The 13766-nt window shown below is 42.8% G+C and carries 13 protein-coding genes; 7 read left to right on the top strand and 6 right to left on the bottom strand.

Annotation, left to right across the window (positions count from 1 at the left end; genetic code table 11):
* Positions 1-89 precede the first annotated feature (89 nt).
* The 6 genes from trhO (at position 90) to C5O00_RS05580 (ending at position 6750) form a co-directional block, all read left to right on the top strand.
* Positions 90-1121, top strand: a complete 1032-nt coding sequence (gene trhO / locus C5O00_RS05555) for an oxygen-dependent tRNA uridine(34) hydroxylase TrhO (protein WP_105215663.1) — start codon at positions 90-92, stop codon at positions 1119-1121.
* 94 nt (positions 1122-1215) lie between these two features.
* Positions 1216-2382, top strand: coding sequence for a PSP1 domain-containing protein (locus C5O00_RS05560; protein WP_105215665.1), 1167 nt, complete (start codon positions 1216-1218; stop codon positions 2380-2382).
* Complete coding sequence (gene gldH, locus C5O00_RS05565) at positions 2375-2863, top strand: gliding motility lipoprotein GldH (protein WP_105215667.1); 489 nt, start codon at positions 2375-2377, stop codon at positions 2861-2863. The genes C5O00_RS05560 and gldH overlap by 8 nt, the downstream gene beginning before the upstream one ends.
* Position 2864: 1 nt before the next feature.
* Entirely contained in the window at positions 2865-5174 is a 2310-nt protein-coding gene (locus C5O00_RS05570) for a penicillin-binding protein 1A (protein ID WP_105215669.1), read from the top strand.
* Between the two features lie 86 nt (positions 5175-5260).
* Positions 5261-5959, top strand: a complete 699-nt coding sequence (locus tag C5O00_RS05575; protein ID WP_105215671.1) for a CoA transferase subunit A — start codon at positions 5261-5263, stop codon at positions 5957-5959.
* Between the two features lie 11 nt (positions 5960-5970).
* The gene (locus C5O00_RS05580; RefSeq protein ID WP_105215673.1) at positions 5971-6750 is read left to right on the top strand and encodes a response regulator transcription factor; all 780 of its coding nucleotides are present in this window, start codon (positions 5971-5973) and stop codon (positions 6748-6750) included.
* Here C5O00_RS05580 and C5O00_RS05585 read toward each other — a convergent pair whose 3' ends face one another.
* On the bottom strand, positions 6751-7977 hold the full coding sequence (locus C5O00_RS05585) for a serine hydrolase domain-containing protein (protein WP_105215675.1): 1227 nt from the start codon (positions 7975-7977) through the stop codon (positions 6751-6753).
* 130 nt (positions 7978-8107) lie between these two features.
* Here C5O00_RS05585 and C5O00_RS05590 point away from each other — a divergent pair, with 130 nt between their 5' ends.
* Entirely contained in the window at positions 8108-8761 is a 654-nt protein-coding gene (locus C5O00_RS05590) for a CoA transferase subunit B (protein ID WP_105217580.1), read from the top strand.
* 390 nt (positions 8762-9151) lie between these two features.
* Here C5O00_RS05590 and C5O00_RS05595 read toward each other — a convergent pair whose 3' ends face one another.
* Genes C5O00_RS05595 through C5O00_RS05615 form a run of 5 tightly spaced genes read right to left on the bottom strand, consistent with a single transcriptional unit; the run spans position 9152 to position 13719 of the window.
* A complete protein-coding gene (locus C5O00_RS05595; protein WP_105215677.1) occupies positions 9152-10840 on the bottom strand; it encodes an ABC transporter ATP-binding protein in 1689 nt (562 codons plus the stop codon).
* A 37-nt stretch (positions 10841-10877) separates the two neighbouring features.
* Complete coding sequence (locus C5O00_RS05600; protein ID WP_105215679.1) at positions 10878-11273, bottom strand: hypothetical protein; 396 nt, start codon at positions 11271-11273, stop codon at positions 10878-10880.
* Positions 11274-11319: 46 nt separating this feature from the next.
* Positions 11320-12033, bottom strand: coding sequence for a 3'-5' exonuclease (locus tag C5O00_RS05605; RefSeq protein ID WP_105215681.1), 714 nt, complete (start codon positions 12031-12033; stop codon positions 11320-11322).
* A gap of 42 nt (positions 12034-12075) precedes the next feature.
* Positions 12076-13239, bottom strand: coding sequence for a serine hydrolase domain-containing protein (locus C5O00_RS05610; RefSeq protein ID WP_105215683.1), 1164 nt, complete (start codon positions 13237-13239; stop codon positions 12076-12078).
* A 6-nt stretch (positions 13240-13245) separates the two neighbouring features.
* The gene (locus tag C5O00_RS05615; protein ID WP_105215685.1) at positions 13246-13719 is read right to left on the bottom strand and encodes a methylated-DNA--[protein]-cysteine S-methyltransferase; all 474 of its coding nucleotides are present in this window, start codon (positions 13717-13719) and stop codon (positions 13246-13248) included.
* Positions 13720-13766: the final 47 nt, after the last annotated feature.

Here is a 13766-nt window from a genome sequence, read left to right on the forward strand (position 1 = left end):
GGGGCTTGATCAATTTTTGTTAACAAGAATGAAAAGCGTAATTTTACGCCCTTATTACATTTTATCTTTTCACTAAAACCAAGTATAGCATGCAACTGTACAATACTTTAAGTGCAAAAGAAAGAGCGGCCTTGCTGGAAGAAGCAGGGGAAGATCGGCTTACTCTTTCTTTTTATCAATATGCCAAGATTGGCAATCCCAAACTCTTTCGAAATCACCTTTTTATCGCATGGAACGAAATGGACGTTCTGGGTAGGATCTATGTAGCTCACGAAGGGATAAATGCCCAGTTATCGGTTCCTGCAAAGAACTTCGAAACTTTTAAGAATTTTCTGGATGGAATTTATTTTCTGAAGGATGTGCGCCTCAATATCGCGATTGAGCAGGACCTGAAATCGTTCCTTAAACTTAAAGTTAAGGTGCGGAAAAAGATCGTAGCCGATGGTCTTAACGACGAAACCTTCGATGTGAGAAACAAAGGGATTCATGTAGATGCCGAAAAATTCAACGAACTTATTGAAGATCCTGATACAGTGCTGGTAGATATGAGAAATCACTACGAGAGTGAGATCGGCCATTTCCAGGGAGCTATTACTCCAGATGTTGACACATTCAGGGATTCTCTTCCTATCATCGAAAAGGATCTCTCCAGTTTTAAGGAAGACAAGAACCTGGTTATGTATTGTACTGGAGGTATCCGTTGCGAGAAAGCCAGCGCTTACTATAAGCACAAGGGTTTTAAAAAAGTATATCAGCTTGAAGGCGGCATAATAGAATATGCCAGACAAGTAAAGAATAAAGGCCTTGAGAATAAATTCATTGGGAAGAACTTTGTGTTCGATCACCGCAGGGGTGAGCGAATTTCGGAGGAGGTGATCGCAAACTGTCATCAATGCGGACAACCGTGCGACACCCACGTAAATTGTGCCAACGAGGCCTGCCACCTGCTTTTTATTCAGTGTGAGGCATGTGCCGAAAAAATGGAAAATTGCTGCAGTAGTGAATGTTTGGAAGTGATCCAACTTCCGTATGAAGAGCAAAAAAAGTTAAGGAGCGGAAAGCACAACAGCAATAAAATTTTTAAAAAAGGCCGTTCCGAAAAACTCAAATTCAAAAAGTAAGGCTTCCATAGTATTTTTGGTATCTTTACAGGATTGAGTAATTGTTTAATCTACGTCCTGCTTTTGGCTTAAAGGCAGGCTTTATATATAAAATATGGGCTGTACTAGCTGCGCTACGGGTGCCAACGGACAGCCAAAAGGATGCAGGAACAACGGTACCTGCGGATCTGATGGCTGTAATAAACTAACGGTATTCGACTGGCTTTCCAATATGTCGCTTCCGGGAGATCAGAAACCATTTAATGGGGTGGAAGTACGCTTTAAGAATGGAAGAAAACACTTCTATCAAAATTCGGAGAATTTATCCCTTAGTATAGGCGATGTTGTCGCCACCGAAGCCTCCCCGGGCCATGACATTGGTATAGTTACCCTAACCGGCGAACTTGTTAGAGTTCAGATGAAAAAGAAATCTGAATCTACCGATGTGGAGGCCTTACCCAAGATCTACCGAAAGGCTACTCAAAAAGACATTGATATTTGGCAAAAGTGCCGGGAAAAAGAACTATCGGTTCAGAAGCAATCCAGAGAGATCGCCATGGCACTCGGACTTAAAATGAAAATTAGCGATGTGGAGTACCAGGGGGACGGATCGAAAGCGATCTTCTATTATACAGCAGAAGAGCGAGTGGATTTCAGACAGCTGATCAAAGATTTTGCCCGAACCTTCAGTACTCGAATTGAAATGAAACAGGTAGGGTTCAGGCAGGAAGCTGCGCGTTTGGGTGGAGTGGGTTCCTGCGGAAGAGAACTGTGTTGTTCTACATGGCTAACCGATTTCAGGTCGGTGAATACCTCGGCGGCTCGCTACCAGCAACTTTCACTAAACCCACTTAAACTGGCCGGCCAGTGTGGGAAATTGAAATGCTGTCTCAATTACGAACTGGACACCTATATGGAGGCGCTGGAGGAATTCCCGAAGACAGACATAAAACTGAAAACCGAAAAAGGGACAGCCAGTTGCCAGAAAATAGATATTTTTAAACGACTTATGTGGTTTGCTTACGACAAGGATGGGATGAACTGGCATCAACTTTACGTAGATAAGGTAAATGAGATCATTGCCATCAATAAGAAAGGCAAAACGGTTGCCAGCATAGAGGAATATATTGAAGATGTTATTGAATCTGATAGTAAGCTGTTCAATAATGTTGTTGGGCAGGATAGCTTAACTCGATTCGACCAGCCTAAGCGCCGCCGCAATAAACGCCGATCCAAGAACCGAAATCGCAGTCGCAGCAGAAATACGAAAAAGAATGGGTAGAGCTGTTGTATTACTTTTGCTGGCTCTGATAGCGGCGTCCTGTACTTCGGATATCGTAGTTTCGGAAAGCAGGTCGTTACCGGGGTACTGGGACAAGGATGAAATTGTCGAATTCTCGATACCGCAGTTGGATTCATTGAAGAAGTACAACGTCTTTGTGAACATTAGAAACACCAATGATTATCCCTATAATAACTTATTCCTTATCATCTCTATGGAGTTTCCGTATGGCAAGACCATTGTAGACACCCTGGAGTATAAAATGGCGTATCCTAATGGTGAGTGGATGGGTGAAGGTATTGGAAATGTGAAGGAAAACAAACTTTGGTATAAGGAGAACGTGTCCTTTTTCGAAGATGGGAATTATAACATAACTATAACACATGCCGTTCGCAATAACGGTGAGGTTGAAGGCGTTAGGAGACTTGAAGGAATAACCGATGTGGGGTACAGTATAGAGGAAATAAAACAAGATCCGTAAAATGGCAAAGGCGAAAACTACAAAGAAGAAAAATGCAGCTCAAGGAGAGCAAAAACATATTCGTACGTTCTGGAAGTTATTTGGCGGACTAATTGTACTGGTGTTACTGGTATTTTTGCTGGCTTCCTGGGGTGTTTTTGGCAGTTTACCAGACGAAACAAGTCTCGAGAACCCGGAGAAGAATCTGGCAACTCAGATCATTGGTTCTGATGGGGTGACTCTGGGCACCTTCTACAAGCAGAATCGAACTCCTGTAAAGTATGAAGACCTGCCAGACCATCTGGTAAATTCACTTATCGCAACCGAAGATGTTCGGTTTTACGACCATTCAGGAATAGATGCCAAGGGAACCGTTCGCGCCATAGTTTTTCTGGGATCCAAAGGAGGTGCGAGTACCATATCGCAACAGCTCGCGAAATTATTCTTCACCGAGCAGGTTTCCCGAAATAAACTTGAGCGAGGGATTCAGAAAATAAAAGAATGGATCATTGCCACCCGATTGGAAAGGCGGTATACCAAGGAAGAAATCATAACCATGTATTTCAATGAGTACGATTTCGGAAATCAGGCAGTTGGAATACAATCGGCCTCCAAAATTTATTTCAGTAAAGAACCCATAGAATTAACCACCACCGAAGCCGCAACCCTGGTTGGGATGTTTAAAAATTCTTCCTTGTACAATCCTTTGAGGAACCCGGTTGGCGTAAAGAATAGAAGAAATGTAGTACTGGCCCAGATGGCAAAGTATGATTTCATCACCAATGAGGTTAAAGATTCATTACAGGCTTTAGATCTTAATCTTCGTTATTCTCCTCAGGGTCACAATGAAGGGATCGCAACCTATTTTAGAGAGTACGCGCGCGCATTTATGGCAGACTGGGTACAAGAGAATCCCAAGAGTGATGGTACTAAATACAACATTTACACCGACGGTTTAAAGATTTACACCACCATCGATTCTAAGATGCAGGAATATGCCGAAGAGGCTATGGATATGCACATGGCGAATCTTCAGAAAGAGTTCGATGCCCAGAACGAAAAGAATAAAACAGCTCCATTCCGGGATATCACTCCCGAAGAAACCAATAAAATTATGGATGCGGCTATACAGCGGTCGGACAGATGGAGGGTGATGAAAAAGCAAGGCAAGTCTGAAAAAGAGATACGGGAGAGCTTTAAGAAGGAACGTAAAATGAGTATTTTTTCGTGGCGCGGCGATATAGATACAGTCATGACACCCCTGGACTCTATTCGATACTATAAAGGGATCCTGCAGGCGTCACTTATGTCTATGAACCCGCAAACGGGTGAAGTAAAGGCCTGGGTGGGAGGAATAGATTACAAGCATTTTAAATACGACATGGTAAAAACGGGTCAGCGGCAAATTGGTTCAACTTTTAAGCCGTTTGTGTATGCAACGGCCATAGACCAGATGCATATGTCGCCCTGTGATACCTTACCAGATACTCCTTATACTATCCCACAGGGGAAGTACGGGCTGCTAAAACCCTGGACCCCGAAGAATTCCGGTGCTATTTCCGGGGGGCATCTCACCCTTAGAGCCGCTCTGGCGCAATCGATCAACACCATTACTGCCAGACTAATAGATCGTGTTGGGCCTCAGCCTGTGATCGATCTGGTTGCAAAAATGGAAGTGGATACCGAAGATATTCCGGCAGTTCCATCTATTGCGCTGGGAACTCCAGATGTAACTCTTTATGAGATGGTTGGCGCTTATAGTACGTTTGCCAATCAAGGGGTGTATATAAGGCCTACGCTCATTCAGCGTATTGAAGACAAAAACGGTACTGTGCTTTATCAAAATGTTCCTCACACTCGTGATGTAATTAGCGACGAGACGGCCTACGTAACTGTTAGTTTAATGGAAGGAGTTACCCAATCCGGGTCCGGATCGAGGTTACGACATACCTGGAGAGGAGGCGACCCTGTTTATAAGAAAGTAGTTACCGGGTATCCTTATGGCTTTAAAAACCCCATTGCCGGGAAAACCGGGACGACACAAAACAATAGCGACGGCTGGTTTATGGGAATGGTTCCTAACCTGGCTACTGGTGTATGGGTAGGCGGCGAGGACCGCGCAACTCATTTTGGCAGTACAGCATATGGGCAGGGAGCGACAATGGCATTACCTATCTGGGCAATTTATATGAAGAAATGCTATGAGGACGAATCTTTGAATATCTCCAATAGTGGGTTTGTGAAACCGGATAAGATCTCCATAGCAACCAATTGTGCGCAATGGAAAGAAGAGAACAGCGGAGGAGAAATACCAGACGAGTTCGATCTCTAGTGAATTCCGAAATGACACGAAATTTCTTGCCGTAGGAAGTTTTATTACTGCCCTAATTTTCGTAATTTTTCATAAAAATAATTTACATGATAAATAAGACTGTTGCCAATGTTCGTGAAGCTTGTGAAGGTATAAAGGATGGAATGACGTTTATGTTAGGCGGCTTTGGTTTAAGTGGAATTCCTGAAAACTGTATTGCGGAATTAGTACGGAGAGAAGTGCGGGATGTTACCTGTATTTCCAACAATGCGGGGGTGGATGATTTTGGGCTCGGACTGCTACTTCAGAAAAAACAGATAAAAAAAATGATCTCTTCTTATGTAGGAGAGAACGCCGAATTTGAGCGGCAAATGCTGAGTGGGGAGCTTGAAGTAGAACTAATTCCCCAGGGGACACTCGCCCAACGTTGTCAGGCAGCCCAGAGTGGCATACCTGCCTTCTTTACCCCGGCCGGTTATGGAACAGAAGTAGGAGAAGGGAAAGAATCACGTGAGTTCAATGGTAAGATGCATTTGATGGAATACGCTTTTAAAGCCGATTTTGGCTTTGTAAAGGCATGGAAAGGAGATACCGCCGGAAACCTCATTTTTAAAGGTACTGCCCGAAATTTTAACCCAAATATGGCCGGTGCGGCTGCCATCACTGTAGCGGAAGTTGAAGAATTGGTTCCTGCGGGAGAGCTCGACCCAAACCACATCCATATTCCCGGAATATTCGTGCAACGAATTTTTAAAGGAGAGCGGTACGAGAAACGTATTGAGCAGCGAACGGTAAGGCCAAAATAAAATCACATTGTATGTCTAAGAGGGACATTAATCCGGCGACTGCTTATATAATCCTTGAAAGAGATTGGCAGAAGGTTGTTGGGATTACTCCTCAAATACTCAAAGACCAGATCGTTGCCGAACAAATTGAACAATTAGTTTCGTTTAAAACGGGCCTGGGAAGTTCTGCGCTCACGGTGGTCGATCTTGAAAAAAATCAATACTTGTATGTAGATGATCGGATTGAAATGGTGACAGGTCTTGCTCGCGAATTGTATCTTCGGAAAGGCCCCAGACACATCATGACCCATGCACGACTCAGTCAGATCCCAAGAATTATAAGCTCTACTATTCATCAAAGGAAATTTTTTGGCAGGTTAAAGCCCGATGAATACGAAAGATATATTGTAAATAGAGAGTTTTGTTATAAGCCCGGTAAAGTGGGTGAAATCTGGGTGTTGCATCAGGTGTTCAAACATCTCAAGAACCCTATGGGAAAGATTTTCGCCATAGCCTCTCTACAAACAAATATAAATGCCTTTAAGTTCGATTCGAAGTTCCGTTATTATATCTACGACCGTATGGTAAACCAGATCATTCATCCAAAAAGGTTGAATCCTGTGGATATCAGGTCGAAAGTTCTATCCAGTAGAGAAAAGGAAATAATAGAACTTCTGGCAATTGGCTGGAACAACAATCAGGTTGCCGATAAGTTGAACATAAGTTATCATACAGTTCGCACTCACCGAAAGAATATTTTCAAAAAACTCAATTGTTCAAATATCGTTGAACTCATTCAGCTAATAAAATAGTTAGGGACAGGGCTCCACGAACGAACTTTCGTAAATGTCGGCAATGGTGAAACGTAACCTCGGCGTATTTCGATTATAATTAACTAATAGCGCCACCTCTACATCATTTGGAAAATAAATTACGATAGAACGTAAGGCTCTGTCGCAACTCCCACAGGGGTCGTTACTTTTAGCACCATTCTTTGCGAAGTAGGTTCCTCGCTCGCCTTCAAAGGTCGTTGTTAAGCCTAAAGGCCCGAATTCTGGAGTGCCATTAAAGATTCTATCACGTTGAGTGGTCGATATAATTAGCCCCTGATCATCATACTTAAAAATGGCAAGCACCTTTGCCAGGTCCCTTGCAGATAATAGTAATCCACTGGATCCTACGTTCAAGGGATTATTGTCGACTATCCATCCAATATATCCGTTATTGCCAGGGTTGGTGTTGAAAGGCCAGGCATAGGCCAACGGAAAGTCTGAGGTGTTATAGTAGCTATCCACAGCCTGAGGAGAAAGAGGAGCATATATTTCGAGGGGGTGGAATATGTTCTCTCTCAAATAATGGAAATACCTATCCGGACAGTAAATAGGGTATTGTAATCCTGTTTCATCGAGATTATATACAATCTCACCTATCAAGACCCTAATTAAAGTAAAGTTCGCATTTTGGTATACTCCATATCTCTGCATATTGGGCGGGCGTTGTAAACTAGCAAGCATATCTGCTTCACTAAGCATTTCTCCTGAAGGAGGCGAGTTACCAATAAAATCGATGGCTGTGTTATTTGTGAGCAGGTGATTAAAGGTTAAATATGCAGGGGACGTCTTATCGCTAAAATCTCCGTGCACGGTAGACCTCCACGAATCGGGGAGATAGTTAACAACGGTAGAGTCTGGATGGATGCCGTTGTCTTCTAATGCCTTCATTAAAGCTATAGTCCCTATAAACTTTGAAACTGAAGCTACATTTTGTCTTGTGTTTATAGTCATAGGCACCCCTCCGCCTGGTTCATCTTCATGGCGGGCAAATCCAAATGCTTCGTTATAATATAAGTTTCCACCTTCATTCACAGCAATTTGGTAGCCCGCATAATCGCTTTGAAGTTCGGAGTTTAATTCCTGAATAAATAAGTCGATATCAAAAACTAAGGTTTGGTCACAATTAAAAGAAGGTTCGTCACTATTGCACGAGGATAGGAGTAATAATCCAAGGAGAAATGCTGAAAAATTAAATAGAGTTTTCATGATATCGTGAGTTTGTGGTTGGCATTTTGAAATATAGAGTTTAATGTTACCTGCTGAAATACCTCAATTGAGGTATTCTCTTTTTTCTTGCAAAAAGGGGTATCTTTATAGAAAATATTTTCTGAAGAATATGTTAGGAAAAGAACAAATAGCACAACGAATAGCGAAAGAAGTAAAAGACGGCTATTACGTGAATCTTGGGATTGGTATTCCCACCCTTGTGGCAAATTTTGTAAGAGAGGATATTGAAGTAGAATTTCAAAGTGAGAACGGAATCCTGGGGATGGGGCCATTTCCATATGATGGTGAAGAAGACCCGGATCTTATTAACGCAGGGAAGCAAACTATTACCGCTTTACCAGGAGCCTCCTTTTTCGATTCGGCCTTAAGTTTTTCGATGATCCGTGGTCAGCACGTAGACCTTACTATATTAGGCGCTATGGAAGTGGCGCAAAATGGCGACATTGCGAATTGGAAGATCCCGGGTAAGATGGTGAAGGGTATGGGAGGAGCCATGGACTTGGTTGCGTCTGCCGAAAATATCATTGTAGCCATGATGCATACTAACAGGGCTGGCGAATCTAAATTATTAAAACAGTGCAGCCTTCCACTAACAGGAGTGAATTGCGTAAAAAAAATTGTGACCAATCTCGCAGTGCTCAAGATCGAGAACAACAAATTTGTCCTACTCGAGAGAGCTCCCGGTGTTAGTGTTGAGGAAATTATGGAAGCGACAGAAGGTGACCTGGTAGTTTCCGGAGATATACCTGAAATGCAACTCTAAAAGAAGCAAATAAGACCTACAGGCGATGTGAAAGCATCGCCTTTTTTATTCAGTAATTGTAGGAAAATACGTAGCTAATATCTTTAAATGTTAAAAAAGAATGTATTTCAACGATTATATGTGCTTTACATCGTTATTTTAAAAAAAATGTTCACATATTAGCAATCCCAAACCAAACCAACTTAACCTACTTATGTTAACTATTACTAAAAGCTTAAAGAATACAGTCCGACTTATTAAAAATGTACTGTATGTTGCAAAAAAAGTGTTTTTATTGATGTAGTTTTTTTCAGAGTACTTTACCCCCGAATCTGCAACGATTCAGATAAAGGTAGGCCCGTTCTTTGTGAGGTTAGAACGGGTCTTTTTTTATATACATTTCTGAAATATTTAAAGCCCCTTCGGAATGGCATCGATAAGTTTCCTGGTGTACTCTCGCGTTGGATTAGCGTAGATCTCATCGGCATCTCCCATCTCCTCTATTTTCCCGGAATTCATCACCAGTAATTGATCCGACATATACTTTACCACGGCAAGATCATGCGAGATAAAGATATAAGTGAACCCGAAATCTTCCTTAAGTTCGTTTAGTAAATTAAGGACCTGAGCCTGCACCGAAATATCCAGCGCCGATACAGATTCGTCGCATATAACAAGTTTTGGTCCCAGGGCAATAGTTCTGGCGATTCCTACACGCTGGCGTTGCCCTCCGGAAAGTTCATGTGGATAGCGATTGTAATAGCCGGCATCCAGTCCCACTCTTTCAAGAAGTTCCCTGGCCCTTTGCTCACGGTCTTTTTTAGAGTTCCCGATCTTATGAACTTTCATAGGCTCCACAAGCGCCTGCCCAATGGGAAGCCTTGGATTTAACGAGGCAAAAGGATCCTGAAAGATTAATTGGATCTCCTTGCGAAGGTTACGCTCCTCGGTTTTCGAGAGATCGTTCAGCTTTTTTCCTCTGTATTTTATGGTCCCCGAAGTCGGTTTGTCCAGTAACATTATCGCTCTACCCAAAGTAGATTTCCCACAGCCCGATTCGCCAACCAGTCCGAGAGTCTCTCCTTCAAAGACACTAAAACTTACATCGTCTACTGCGCGGGTAACACGTTTTGGCCGAAACCATCCACCACTGGAGTAGAATTCCTTCTTTACATTCCTAACTTCCAAAAGTGGGGCTTTGGTATATAACTCCTTATGTCTAAGAGCGCGTTGCTGCGCTGTGATTTCACGAGCCTGGAAGTCCTTACTCTCAAGTGAGGCGATGGTAGGTAGTTTAGCGAGCCGCTTGTCCAAAACCGGCCTTGCTGCCAGTAATGCCCTGGTGTAGGAGTGTTGAGGAGTTTTGAAGATCTGATATACACTGCCTTGTTCTACTATATCCCCTCGATACATCACCAATACCTTGTTGGCAATTTCGGAAACCAGGCTTAGATCGTGCGAGATAAACAATAAACTCATCCCGGTTTGCTGTTGGAGGTCTTTAAGTAGCTGAATGATTTCTTTCTGGACGGTAACATCCAGTGCAGTTGTAGGCTCATCGGCGATAAGCAGCTTGGGTTTGCAGGCAATGGCCATAGCGATCATTACGCGTTGCATTTGCCCTCCGCTAATTTGATGCGGATAACGGTCATAAAGCTCAGCAGGACGCGGGAGTTTAACGCGTTCGAAGAGTTTCAGGGTTTCTTTTTTTGCTTCGGAATTAGAATATTTGAGGTGGTGTTTAAGGATCTCCGAAACCTGGAATCCACAGCGTAACGAAGGGTTCAGCGCACTCATAGGCTCCTGAAAGATCATAGCGATCTCTTTTCCTCTTACTTTCTGAAGTTCGGAAGGTTTCAATGTAAGAAGTTCTTTCCCCTGAAATTGAATACTGCCTTCAATATGAGAAGTTTTCTTCGGAAGCAGACCTGCTATCGCAAGAGATGTAACAGATTTTCCCGAGCCCGATTCACCAACAATACCCAGGATCTCGTTTTCAGAAACACTAAAGGAGACAGAATGAATAACCTCAACAGAGTTTTTAGCCTTTCCGAAGGAAATCTTAAGATCCTTTACCTCTAACAGGCTTTTTTTATCCATTTCTCTACCTCATTGATCGTCTGTAAAGACAAGTTGTTTATAGCGGATCACCCACTTTTACATCACACCGATGTCCTGGTTGGCCATGAGGAGGATTTACCTTGGCTGTACTACCCGAATTCGTTTGTACGGGAGAACCACTGCCACTGTTAATAACAGGAGAGCCGGTACTTTTTTGCACAGGAGGCGCATTCAAGGGCGCACCAACAGGGATATCACATCGATGTCCAGGCTGCCCGTGAGCAGGATTTTTTGCGACATTCTCGTTTGTCGCAGGGGTATTATTTGTTGTGGCCTTGTTGGTTTCAACTGTTGTATTTTGAGTGGTGCTCTCTTCTTTTTTGGCATCCTCTCTACATGACATACTCAAGGTAAAGGTTAACATCAACAGGATCCCGAAAGTAAGCTTAACTCTATTTTTTATGATTTTCATAGTTCTTGATTTTATTGACTTTGGTAAAACTACAAAAAACAGAACTTTAAACAGAGAGAATCTCGTCTTCTTTAAGGATAGGTTCATTACGTAGCCTTAAAAAGATCTGTGCTACCGCGACCGTGTCCTTCTCACAATATTTTATGATGCGGTCTATATCCTTTTCGTCATAAAAAACATCGCGAACCTGGCTACCGTCTATATCGTCTTTGGGAGAAGGGATTCCCAGCACATGTGTCATGAGCTTCAGGGAGGTAAAAGTTTTATAGTCGCCAAACTTCCACAATTCGAGAGTGTCCAGATGTGGTACTTCCCATGGTTTTTTTCCGAAGAGATTTAACTTATCCGGAAGTTTCATCTGGTGAATGATCATCCTCCTGGCGATATAAGGAAAGTCGAACTCCTTGCCGTTATGTGCACACAAAAGGTGGTAAGGCCTGTTGAAATGAGACTGAAGCAAACTGCCGAATTCTTTCAAAATATGCTTCTCTTCACCATGAAAACTAGTAACGCGAAAGTGTCTAACATCATTTTTTAAGGTGAAATATCCGGCAGAAATACAAATTATCCTCCCAAATTCGGCCCAGATACCTGCGCGGTCGTAAAATTCTTCAGGCGTGAAATCGTCTTTTCGCTGATATTTAGATTTTAACTCCCATAATTGTTTAGTGGTCTCGTCTAGTTGATCGAAAGAAGGGTATTGGGGAACGGTCTCAATATCCAGAAACAAAAGGTGTTCAGGATTTATACGCTGTAACATAGTGGAGGTGAATTTATCAGGGAGTCACCTAAATTTACAAAATTATCGGGAACCGGCTTCCAGCATTTTATATCCCTCATCGATATATATATCAATATCTTTTGTAAATACGCCAACACCCTTATTATTGCTTTTGCTGCGACCTAATCTCACGATCATAACATTGTCTTCCCTGTTTACTATTACGTATTGTCCCAGATGTCCGCGCATCATATAAAAAGACTTGCCTTCGGGACTAGTGTATAACCACCAGCCATAACCATACTGCGGACTTTCCTCAAATCTTGGGCGAAGCGATAGTGCCACAAAGGAAGAGTCCAGCAGTTGTTCTCCCCTCCATTTTCCATGATCTTTGAACAATTTTCCATAACGAGCGAAATCACGGGCATTTCCTGCTACACAACAGTATGCTTTTACCATCCCACCTTCTTCACTGTCCAGTTGCCAAGGCGCATCCTGGCTAGCACCTAAAGGTTTCCAGAACGACTCGCTTAAATATTCGTTCAGGGGTTTTCCAGTTGCTTTTTCAAGAACCATGGCCAGTAGTTGGGTGTCGCCACTGGCATATTTAAATTTTTGTCCGGGTTCCTCCACAACTTTCAATCCCAGGATCACTTTTTTCAGGTCGTCGTCGAAATAAGCCCGGGTAGTGATAGATAACGGAGAATAATAGGCTTCGTCCCAATTGGTTCCTGAAGCCATTGAAGACAGGTCGCCAACTGTGGTGCGGGCAGCCATACCTTCACTAAATTCTATAAAGAAATCCCCTACCGGTTGATCCAGCCCTTTCAGATATCCATCTGTGATCGCTTTCCCCATCATACCGGAAACCATACTCTTTACTATAGAGAAGGAGTTGGACTTCGAATCTTTTCCGTAGCCATCATAATAGGCTTCATACCAGATACTGTCGTTCTTAATAATGAGATAAGCTACTGTTCCAAGTTCGGCGTTAGTTTTTTTGAGAATCTCTGTTTCATCCACCGAATTGTAATTGGTATGTTCGGGCCAGGGGTGAGTTTCACCAGCCTCTACCACGCTGTTATCGAAGTATTTATAGTCTTCAAGGAAGGCCGTGGTGTGACCGTTAAGATAGATGGTGCGTACCGCTTTCAATAAATAATCGGTGTCTGTGATATAGAGGACGGCGATGATCAATATGATTAGGATCAGTAGCCATTTAAAGAACTTCTTAAGGTATTTCATAGGGATTTAGAATAATTTTCCTTGTTTTATTGGGCTTTCATGTTCCAACAACCATTTTTTTCGATCCAATCCCCCGGCATAACCTGTAAGCGATCCGTCCGACCCAATGATACGGTGGCAGGGAATAATGATAGCGATGGGATTTCGTCCGTTTGCCGAGGCAGCTGCACGAATTACTTTAGGGTCACCCAGGGTATTTGCAATTTGCTGATATGTCCTGGTTTTGCCAAAATCGACAGTTTGCAGGGTGTTCCATACCTTTTTCTGAAATTCGGTTCCCTCTGGATTTAATTTTAGGCTGAATTGAGTTCTGGTTTTGCTGAAATATTCTTTCAACTGCTGAACAGCCTCCTCGAGCGCTTGAGGCGTCTCATCACCTGTAAACACTGTATTATCGGCGAATTTTACTTCCGAAATTCCTTGCGTATCACCGCTTATTTGAAGGGTTCCCAGGGGTGTTTTGAGGCAGGTGGTCTCCATAAATACGAATGTACGTATTTTCACGTATTTTCATGAGAATTCACCGT

This window comes from Pukyongia salina (assembly GCF_002966125.1).
GTDB classification, from domain to species: Bacteria; Bacteroidota; Bacteroidia; order Flavobacteriales; family Flavobacteriaceae; genus Pukyongia; species Pukyongia salina.

Excerpts from the sequence above, each read along its gene's own strand:
- C5O00_RS05605 (WP_105215681.1), bottom strand. The coding sequence starts at position 12,033 with ATGTTACAGCGTATAAATCCTGAACACCTTTTGTTTCTGGATATTGAG.
- C5O00_RS05580 (WP_105215673.1), top strand. The coding sequence starts at position 5,971 with ATGTCTAAGAGGGACATTAATCCGGCGACTGCTTATATAATCCTTGAA.
- C5O00_RS05590 (WP_105217580.1), top strand. The coding sequence starts at position 8,108 with ATGTTAGGAAAAGAACAAATAGCACAACGAATAGCGAAAGAAGTAAAA.
- C5O00_RS05570 (WP_105215669.1), top strand. The coding sequence starts at position 2,865 with ATGGCAAAGGCGAAAACTACAAAGAAGAAAAATGCAGCTCAAGGAGAG.
- C5O00_RS05610 (WP_105215683.1), bottom strand. The coding sequence starts at position 13,239 with ATGAAATACCTTAAGAAGTTCTTTAAATGGCTACTGATCCTAATCATA.
- gldH (WP_105215667.1), top strand. The coding sequence starts at position 2,375 with ATGGGTAGAGCTGTTGTATTACTTTTGCTGGCTCTGATAGCGGCGTCC.
- C5O00_RS05560 (WP_105215665.1), top strand. The coding sequence starts at position 1,216 with ATGGGCTGTACTAGCTGCGCTACGGGTGCCAACGGACAGCCAAAAGGA.
- C5O00_RS05595 (WP_105215677.1), bottom strand. The coding sequence starts at position 10,840 with ATGGATAAAAAAAGCCTGTTAGAGGTAAAGGATCTTAAGATTTCCTTC.
- C5O00_RS05575 (WP_105215671.1), top strand. The coding sequence starts at position 5,261 with ATGATAAATAAGACTGTTGCCAATGTTCGTGAAGCTTGTGAAGGTATA.
- trhO (WP_105215663.1), top strand. The coding sequence starts at position 90 with ATGCAACTGTACAATACTTTAAGTGCAAAAGAAAGAGCGGCCTTGCTG.
- C5O00_RS05585 (WP_105215675.1), bottom strand. The coding sequence starts at position 7,977 with ATGAAAACTCTATTTAATTTTTCAGCATTTCTCCTTGGATTATTACTC.
- C5O00_RS05600 (WP_105215679.1), bottom strand. The coding sequence starts at position 11,273 with ATGAAAATCATAAAAAATAGAGTTAAGCTTACTTTCGGGATCCTGTTG.
- C5O00_RS05615 (WP_105215685.1), bottom strand. The coding sequence starts at position 13,719 with ATGGAGACCACCTGCCTCAAAACACCCCTGGGAACCCTTCAAATAAGC.